Origin of the sequence: Bartonella sp. CL435QHHD, from assembly GCF_042195095.1 — a bacterium.
Classification (GTDB): domain Bacteria; phylum Pseudomonadota; class Alphaproteobacteria; order Rhizobiales; family Rhizobiaceae; genus Bartonella.
Map to the genome: position 1 here is coordinate 1 of NZ_JBHINS010000022.1, position 2081 is coordinate 2081.

The following is a 2081-nucleotide window of genomic DNA, read 5'->3' on the forward strand; positions in this document are numbered from 1 at the left end:
TAAATATAAAAGAAGAAATTAATAAGCATAAGATATTATCAATACACAACGTATTTAAAAAATAAGAAAAAATATCAAAAAGATAGAAATATTATTTGACAATAAACACGTATTTTGTTATATAAATATTCAAGTGCTGAAAACACTTAACGATTAGCGGATAGGTTACGAAACAATCTTTCCAAAGTCTTTAAAATACTGACTGTTTTTTATACGTATTAAAGCGTATAATGATTTTGTCGGGTGTGTCACACCATGCAATACCCTTATGGGAAAAGTGTGACGACGGACTAATCGCCGTGTTTTCAACGCCCGGCGCCTTTATAGCGCGTCAATTGAAAACTTCATTACGATTAGAAAGAATTTAAAATGAAAAATTCTATAATAAAAACTTCCCAAAATACAATTTCCTCTAACATTGCAAACGAAATCACATCTGTTAATCAACAAGAGTCTGCAAAAAAATACGAATTTACCAATGAAAAATTCACTTTTGATGGTCTTACTTTACACCGTATACGTGCTCTAAGAGATTTTGATGATGTTAAAGCGGGAGACCTCGGCGGTTTTATTGAAAATGAAAGTAACTTATCCCATGATGGCAATTGCTGGGTCTATGATAATGCCGCGGTTCTTTTCAATGCAACTGTTTATGAAAATGCTAAAATTTATAATGATGCGAAAATCTTTAGAGGTGCCAAGGTGTATGGCAATGCTATCGTTAATGGCAAGGCATTGGTTTTTGATACAACCGCTCATATTTATGATAATGCAAAAATTCATGATAACGCTAAGGTCTGTGGGCATGTTTATGGTAATGCCGTAATTAGTGATAATGCTACTATTTCTAATGGTGCCAAGGTTTATGACAATGCCCGTGTCTATGAAAGTGCCTATGTTTGTGGCTATATTTTTGGCAATGCTCGTGTGTATGGCAAGTCACGCATTTATGTCTGGGCGCGCGTTTATGATAATGCCCATGTTTTTTGTAATGCTTGGATTAAGGATTATTCAAGTATCTATGGTCATGCCAAGGTTTCTGGCTCGGCTCGTGTTGGTTGCTTTGTAAGGATTTATGATCATGCCAAGGTCTATGGCAAATCAAATATTGATCATCATGTGCAAATTTATGGCAATGCTGTTGTGAATAGCCGTGCAAAAATTCGTAATGATATCTGTGATGATAATCAGTCACTAAAAGACGCTGCTTAAATAACGCGTGGGCGCAGCGGGGGCGCCCTCCTTTAAACATCTCATTTAAAAATTAAATCTCTTTATAAAGGAATTGTGCTCATGCAAAAGAAGTTTGCACTCACAAATGAAACGCGTGTATTTGGTAATCATACCCTTTATCGCATTAAAGCATTAAAAGACTTTTCTGATGTTAGAGCTGGTGCCTTGGGTGGCTTTATTGAAAAGGAAGATAACCTCTCTCATGATGGCAATTGCTGGGTGTATGATGAGGCTCTTGTGTTTAAAAATGGTCACGTTTATGAAAATGCAAGAGTTTTTGGCAATGCTGTCACTTGTGGTCATATCTATGGTCATGCGCGGGTTTATGACAATGCTATCATTGCTGGCTATGTTTATGATAATGCCCATGTTTATGGCAATGCCGTTATTTCTGATAATTCCCATGTCTATGGTAATGCTCATGTGTATGGCAAGGCTATTATTTATGATAATGCCTATGTTTATGACAATGCTAGGGTTTATGAAAACGCTCGTATAGCAAATAACATGCATGTTTATGAAAATGCCAATATTCATGGAATTGCTGTTATTCGTGAAAATGTCGGCGGGTCTACTAAAATAAAAAACTATACTGAACGTCTCTCTCCTTATGGTGAATTAGAGATTGTCTGGGTCTAATCAATAAAGCAGTGTAAATGAAAGCACGGGCGCGGCGGGGGCGCCCCTCTTTCAAATTTTCCCATTTCAAATTTTAGAAAACGTTTATCACATTAAATTGTGAGGGTATCTCTATGTGCAAAAAATATGAATTAACCAGTGAAATCAAAAAAATCAAACATGCTCTTACTCGAAATATTATAAGCCTTTATCGCATTAAAGCTTTAAAA

2 protein-coding genes are annotated in these 2081 nt (G+C 35.8%); both read left to right on the plus strand.

Annotated features, from left to right (window positions below):
• Positions 1-369: 369 nt before the first annotated feature.
• Complete coding sequence (locus ACFILH_RS00760) at positions 370-1212, plus strand: hypothetical protein (RefSeq protein ID WP_375667222.1); 843 nt, start codon at positions 370-372, stop codon at positions 1210-1212.
• 81 nt (positions 1213-1293) lie between these two features.
• Complete coding sequence (locus tag ACFILH_RS00765) at positions 1294-1872, plus strand: hypothetical protein (protein WP_375667223.1); 579 nt, start codon at positions 1294-1296, stop codon at positions 1870-1872.
• The last annotated feature ends 209 nt before the right edge of the window (positions 1873-2081 follow it).

Excerpts from the sequence above, each read along its gene's own strand:
- ACFILH_RS00760 (WP_375667222.1), top strand. The coding sequence starts at position 370 with ATGAAAAATTCTATAATAAAAACTTCCCAAAATACAATTTCCTCTAAC.
- ACFILH_RS00765 (WP_375667223.1), top strand. The coding sequence starts at position 1,294 with ATGCAAAAGAAGTTTGCACTCACAAATGAAACGCGTGTATTTGGTAAT.